Source organism: Rhodothermales bacterium (assembly GCA_034439735.1).
Taxonomy (GTDB): domain Bacteria; phylum Bacteroidota; class Rhodothermia; order Rhodothermales; family JAHQVL01; genus JAWKNW01.
Window position 1 is genome coordinate 1 of record JAWXAX010000283.1, and the last position, 6,649, is coordinate 6,649.

Genomic DNA, 6,649 nt, shown 5'->3' on the forward strand with positions numbered 1-6,649 from the left:
GCGCAGGCGGGGACCCAGAAAAATGCCAGTCTAATGGCTGGATTACTTCGTAAGTCGCTTCGCTCGTTTCCCGCCTTCGCGGGAGCCTGCCCCCGGCTTAGACCAGGGAAAGAGGCAACTTGTGGACTGTCAGCGCCAGAATATGCGTCTCAACTCCTGATTCGCCATAATCACTAATCATTACTCGCTAATCAAGGATGTGCAACCTCCACTACACTATGTCGTACTCGGCCTAGTACTATGTCGAAACAGACTTAGCTCCTCATGCACTCCAGACGCCTCCTCGCGGCCTCCCTCGAACCGGTGATGTTATCGTTGCTGGCCGAGGGGCCGAAATACGGCTACGAAATCATCCAGCGCACCCGCCGGCTCTCGCAGGGCCGCATCCAGTGGTCCAACAGCCAGCTCTACCCCCTCCTCCATCGACTGGAAACCGACGGGCTCGTCGAGGCCTTCTGGGAGGCGTCGGACAACGGGCCGGACCGGAAGTACTACCGCCTCACCCCGCGGGGCCACGAGGCGCTGGCGGTGACCAAAAACGAATGGCGCGCGATGCACGCCCTCTTCGCCGAGTTGTGGGGTCCTGAATTCACCGTTGGATTGGCCGACTGAGGCGGCGCCTATGTTCGATCTGGAAACAGTCATCGCCACGTGGCGGCATCAATTCAAGTACACCCCGGCATTCGGCGCGGCAGATCTCGACGAGATGGAGCGGCATCTACGCGACCAGGTATCGGACCTCGTCGCCGGCGGTACGCCTCTCGAAACCGCCTTCCGCCTGGCCGTCGCCGAGATGGGCGGCCTGCCCGATGCGACGCCGGAATTCGAAAAGATGCGCTGGCGCAAAGCGCGGCACGAAGGCCGGCTCCGCGAGGAGCTCGAAGTCGCCTGGGCGTTAGGACGCCGTAATATCCAGCTGGCCTACCGCAACCTCTGGCGCGATCGCGTGCCCGCCGCGATCAACATCCTGGGCCTATCCATCGCCCTGGCCTGCTGCATCACCGTCTATGTCTTCCTGACCACCTGGTATGTCCTCGACAGCTTCCACGAACACGGCGAGCGGGTGCTCCTCGCCCAGCACGAGGTGAACCGGTACGACCAGCGCCAGACCTGGGGATCGGTGCCGCTACCGCTCGGGCCGGCGCTGGAGGCGGATCTCCCGCAGGTCGAACACGCTGTGCGCGTAAACCGTCAGGGGGTCGCCATCCGCCGGGGAGAAGCCCGGTTCGACGAAGCCATCACCTTCGTCGACCCCGCCTTTTTTGATGTCGTCACTTTTCCGCTTGCAACCGGGAGTCCAGCCGCCCTCCGCGATCCGTCGGCCGTAATTCTGAGCGCCCCGATGGCCGTGCGATTGTTCGGCGACGCCGATCCGGTGGGCGAGGTACTGGACGTTACCTTCAATCAGCGGGAGCCGCGCTCGCTCATCGTGGCCGGCGTGCTCCATCCGTTCCCCACCACCAACGGCTTCCGATTCGACCTGCTCATGGGGTTCGACGCCCAGTACGAACTCGGCCTCGCCCGGCGGGATGATTGGAGTGAGATGGTGGGCGGACTCCTCCTGCTTGCCCGCGCCGCCACCGACCTCCCCGCCATCACCGCGCAGATGCAGCGTTACGTGCCCGCCCAGAACGCCGCCGCTCCAGACTGGCCCATCCGCTCTTTCGGGGTGGATACCTTCACCGACCCGTCGCCCGGCGCCTACCGGATCCGCGGGCGGATGTCCGAGGCGGCCGATCCCACCCTGACGGCACTGCTCGTGGCCATCGCCGGCTTTATGCTGCTGCTTTCTGTCTTTAACTACATCAACATCTCCCTGGGAACGGCATCGAGACGTCTCAAAGAAATCGCCCTTCGAAAAGTGATCGGCGGGAATCGCCGGCAACTGGTCGTCCAATTCATGACGGAGAATGTCCTGCTTTGCCTGATCGCCCTGCTGATCGGCCTTGTCCTGGCGCGGCTGGTGATGGTGCCCGTCTTTAATGCCACGTTTGTCCTGAATCTCGAGCTCGCCTTCTGGGAGCACCTGGGCTTCTGGGCCTTTGCCGTGGGGCTGCTGCTGGCCGTCGGAATAGCGTCCGGCGGCTATCCCGCGTTATATGTCGCCTCGTTCGAGCCCACGGCCATCTTCCGGGGCCGGACCCGTCTGGCCGACAACGCCTGGTTCACCCGCGCCTTCCTCACATTCCAGTTCGTGCTGGCGTTTATCTCCGTCATCCTCAGCGTCGTCGTGTCCATGAACAGCCGCTACCTCATCCGGCAGGACTGGGGCTACGATCCGACTCAGACGCTGGTGTTCGAACTTGAAGACACCAGCCAGTATCCCGCTTTCCGAGACCAACTGGCGCAACACAACGGCGTGGTATCGGCCGGCGGCGCCGAGACCCACATCGGGCGGACGAGCCAACTAATCGATCTCGCCCTGCCCGACGAAACGACGCTGAGGGTGCTACGCTACGACGTCGATCCCACCTACCTGCAAACCCTTGGCCTGCCACTGGTTGAAGGCCGGCTCTTCGACTCCGCCCGTGCGGGCGAAGCGGGTCAATCCGTGGTGGTGAACGAACGGTTTGTTCGGGCGATGGGATGGGAGGCTCCGCTGGGCCGGCTCGTGCGGCTGGACACGACACAATTGACCGTCGTGGGCGTCGTGCGGGACTTCTCCTTTTTCCTCCTCGTCGAGCCCCAGCCGGCCCTGCTCGTCGCCAGCGATGCCGCCGCCTTCCCATATCTGACGCTTCGCTTAAAACGCGACCAGATTGCGGAAGTAGAGGCCTATGCGCTATCGACCTGGAAGCGCCTGTACCCGGATACGCCGCTCACCCATTTTCGCCAGACGGCGGTATTCGACGACACCTACCAGCAGTACAACGGCGTGGCGCGCACGGTGAATTACCTCGCCGGCCTGGCCCTGCTGATTGCCAGCATGGGGTTATTCGGACTGGCCTCTCAGAATATTTCGCGCCGGATGAAAGAAATCAGCATCCGCAAAGTGGTCGGCGCCTCGTTGACCCGCATCACCGTGCTGGTCAACCGGCGGCTCATCACCCAACTCGCCCTGGCCGGCGCCATTGCCACCGCCCTGTGCGTCATCGGCCTCACCTTGCTGCTCGACAACATTCGGGACACCGTCCCCATCGCCCACATGCCCCTCACCCCGTTGCCGTTCCTACTGTCCTACGGCATCGTCATGGCCTCCACCGCCCTCGCCGTCGGCTCCCAGACCTACAAGATCGCCGCCACCAACCCGGCGGAGGTCCTGCGGGGAGAATAGTTGGTTGCAGGTTGGCAGGTTGCAGGTTGACAGGTTATCTGGAGTCACGATGGTGCAGCCCGGAAGAGCAGAAGCTTCTCATCGTATGCAGGATCCATTGCCTTCCGCAGAGTATCTTGGTAAAAGAACTTGCCAACCTGCAACTTGCCAACCTGCAACCAACTTATGCACCAATCCTGGATTACCCGTGTTGGCGGGCCGGACGTCTTCGAGTACCGCGAGGCCCCTACCCCCGAGCCCGGTCGGGGAGAGGTACGAGTGCGCGTCAAGACCTGCGGCGTCAACTTCGCGGATGTGATGGCGCGGCGCGGGATGTACCCGGATGCCCCGCCGCTGCCCACGGTGGTCGGCTACGAGGTGGCGGGAACGATCGAGGCCGTCGGCGCCGGGGTTACGCGCGCCGTCGGCGAGCCCGTGCTGGCGTTCACCCGGTTCGGTGGCTACAGCAGCCACGTCGTCCTCCCTGCCGGCCAGGCCGTGCCGCGCCCCGCCGGCATGTCGGTAGAGGACGCCGCGGCGCTGCTGGTGAACTACATCACCGCCTTCCAGGCCATGGTGATGATGGGTGGAATTAGGCGGCCGGAGGAGATCGGCCGGCCCGTCCGTGTGCTCGTCCTGGGCGCCTCGGGTGGCGTGGGGACGGCGGCGGCCGACCTGGGGCGGTATTATGGCGCCGAGTTGTTCGGCGCGGCGTCGGCCTCCAAACACGCGTACCTGGCCGAACGCGGCTACGCCCATGCACTCGACTACCGCCAGGCCGGCTGGGAGAAGCAGGCGAAAGCGCTCACCGGCGGGCATGGGTTTGATCTCATCCTCGACCCCATCGGCGGGGAAAGCTGGCAGCGTGGGTTCGACTTGCTCGCGCCGGCCGGGCGGATGGTGATGTTCGGGTTTTCGACGGCGCTCGAAGCCGGCAAAAAACTCGGCAAACTCGCGTTCCTCAAGGCCATGACCGAAGTGCCGTGGCGCCGGTTTTTGCCTTTCGCGCTGATCGATCGCAATCAGGGCGTGCTCGGCCTCAACGCCGGCCACCTGTGGGGCCACCCGGAAGAAGTCCGCCGCTGGATCGATCGGCTGCTGGTACTGTACACCGAGGGCCACCTGAAGCCGGAGATCGACCGCGTGTTTCCGCTCTCCGCCGCCGGCGAGGCGCACGCATACCTCGAGGAACGGAGAAATCGGGGGAAGGTGTTGCTCAGACCCGGTTGAGCGCAAGTAGAGGACTCCCGAACTCCGACCCTTCGTACTCGTACTCGAATTCGCCGTTTATATCGATACACCCCGCCCGATTCGATTCTGGTGATCGATCTGGAGCGGGTGGCAATCGATGTGGCGAATGAGTAATCTGCACGCATAGTGGTGTGACGATTATTTGAGTACGAGTACCGCCTCGCTTAGTACGAGTACGAAACGATTGATCGGCAATGTGCTCAGTCTGGCAGAGTGCGAAGGCCACGGCGCCGTAGGGCAAGTGGTGGCGAAGAAAAGGGCCGGCTGAACGCCGGAGTGATAAAAACTGCACTCGGCTAAAAAATGAAATGTTGCCTCCGCGCCGTATGGGTCGCAGTGATGGCCTCTCGAATTCATATATTACACACGTCATTTACAAGGTACCACCGCTTCGCCCAACCAACCGCCCGGAATCCATCCGGCCACGGCCATGCCTTAATTATGATGACGACGGCAACGAGTTAAACCCGGATCTCGTCCCGAAACCAGGCCTGTGCCTGGCCTGCATCCATGACGAGCCGGAGGATGAACTGGACGAGATCGTCTGCGTCCTTGCTCGATTTGATCAGGAAAAAGGAAAGGATTTCGTTTGTCTCGGCTTCCAGCCGCGGAGACCGGTTTCTTTTCAGGAAGAAACGACTTGGTCTTGATTTCAGCCACGAGCTCTCATGAATGTCCGAGAGATCCTTCCCTACTTGAATCCGACGGTTGGGTCCTGGTTAGAACCAAAGGTAGCCATCGACAATTCAAGCATAGTACCAAAAGTGGGACGGTCACTGTTGCCGGCAAACCCGGCGAGGATATTCCCCGTGGCACATTAAACAGCATTCTAAAACAAGCCGGCCTCAAAACCGAAGATTAACACATGCGTTACGCCATCGTCATTGAAAAGGGGGATACCAGTTATGGCGCCTATGTGCCCGATTTGCCTGGCTGTGTAGCCGTGGGAGTGTCGGAAGAGGAAGTGCGTCAACTCATTCAAGACGCAATTGCGTTTCATATCGAAGGTATGCTAGAAAGTGGCGAGGTCATCCCGACGCCCCATTCCCAGGTTGATTACGTGCAAGTCAAGATAGCCGCGTGACTACTTGATGATCAGCTGAACCCGTGGCCGCAATGACTCCTCGCACCTTCCTGCCTATCTTCGTACTTATCGCGGTGTGCGGCTGCGCCTCGGAATCGGACCCTGCCCCGGAGGCCCCCACCCTCGTCTGGAGCGACGAGTTCGACACCCCGGGCTTGCCCGACGCCTCCAAATGGAGCTACGATGTCGGCGACCACGGCTGGGGCAACCAGGAGCTGCAGAACTACCTGGCCGACAACTCGGAAACCGCCCGTGTCGAAGACGGGCAGCTGATCATCACGGCTTCGCTCGATGCCTCGGGCGCGGAGAAGGAGTACCGCTCGGCCCGGATGGTGACCAAAAACAAGGGGGATTGGACCTACGGCCGCGTCGAAGTCCGCGCACAGCTGCCCCGGGGCCGCGGCACCTGGCCCGCGATCTGGATGCTGCCCACCACCAACGCCTATGGCGGATGGCCCAACAGCGGCGAGATCGACATCATGGAGCACGTCGGCTTCGACCCCACCAACGTCCACGGCACTGTACATACCCAGTCGTTTAACCACATGACAGGGACACAAAAAGGCAACGCTCGCCTCGTCCCCTCCGCACTGGACTCGCTCCACATCTACGCCATCGAGTGGTACGAGGACCGTATCGACTTCTTCATCGACGACGCCCCCTACTTCACGTTTACCAACACAGGCAACGGGCCGGCCGACTGGCCCTTCGACCAGCCCTTCCACCTCGTCCTCAACATCGCCGTCGGCGGCGCCTGGGGTGGTCAGCAAGGCGTCGACGACTCGGTATTCCCTCAGGAGCTGCGGGTGGACTATGTTCGAATCTATGGATTAGCGATTAGCGAATAAACGATTAGCGAATAGCGATGGGTCACTACAACCACATCGCTATTCGCTACTCATGCGCATCAGGGTTGAAATGCTCATTTTGCGCGCTTTAAGTGCACAAATCTTCTTAAATAGATCAAAAAGCCCGTCATCCTGGACTTGATCCAGGACCCAGTGAGGTTAGCAACCCTGTTCTGGGTCCTGGGTCGGGGCCCAGGATGACGTTTTGCATTA

At 61.6% G+C, this 6,649-nt stretch carries 6 protein-coding genes; all 6 read left to right on the top strand.

All coding sequences use genetic code 11. From position 1 onward, the window contains the following. The first annotated feature begins 264 nt into the window (after positions 1–264). The 6 genes from SH809_19655 to SH809_19680 all read left to right on the top strand — a co-directional run bounded on the left by SH809_19655 (position 265) and on the right by SH809_19680 (position 6,436). A complete protein-coding gene (locus tag SH809_19655) occupies positions 265–612 on the top strand; it encodes a PadR family transcriptional regulator (protein MDZ4701936.1) in 348 nt (115 codons plus the stop codon). Positions 613–622: 10 nt separating this feature from the next. After that, entirely contained in the window at positions 623–3,274 is a 2,652-nt protein-coding gene (locus SH809_19660) for an ABC transporter permease (protein ID MDZ4701937.1), read from the top strand. 165 nt (positions 3,275–3,439) lie between these two features. Further along, complete coding sequence (locus SH809_19665) at positions 3,440–4,483, top strand: zinc-binding dehydrogenase (protein MDZ4701938.1); 1,044 nt, start codon at positions 3,440–3,442, stop codon at positions 4,481–4,483. Positions 4,484–5,150: 667 nt separating this feature from the next. Beyond that, entirely contained in the window at positions 5,151–5,366 is a 216-nt protein-coding gene (locus SH809_19670; GenBank protein MDZ4701939.1) for a type II toxin-antitoxin system HicA family toxin, read from the top strand. 3 nt (positions 5,367–5,369) lie between these two features. Then, positions 5,370–5,588 carry a type II toxin-antitoxin system HicB family antitoxin gene (locus SH809_19675; GenBank protein MDZ4701940.1) on the top strand — a complete coding sequence of 73 codons (219 nt, stop codon included), beginning with the start codon at positions 5,370–5,372 and terminating at the stop codon, positions 5,586–5,588. A gap of 32 nt (positions 5,589–5,620) precedes the next feature. Continuing rightward, the gene (locus tag SH809_19680; GenBank protein MDZ4701941.1) at positions 5,621–6,436 is read left to right on the top strand and encodes a glycoside hydrolase family 16 protein; all 816 of its coding nucleotides are present in this window, start codon (positions 5,621–5,623) and stop codon (positions 6,434–6,436) included. Positions 6,437–6,649 lie beyond the last annotated feature (213 nt).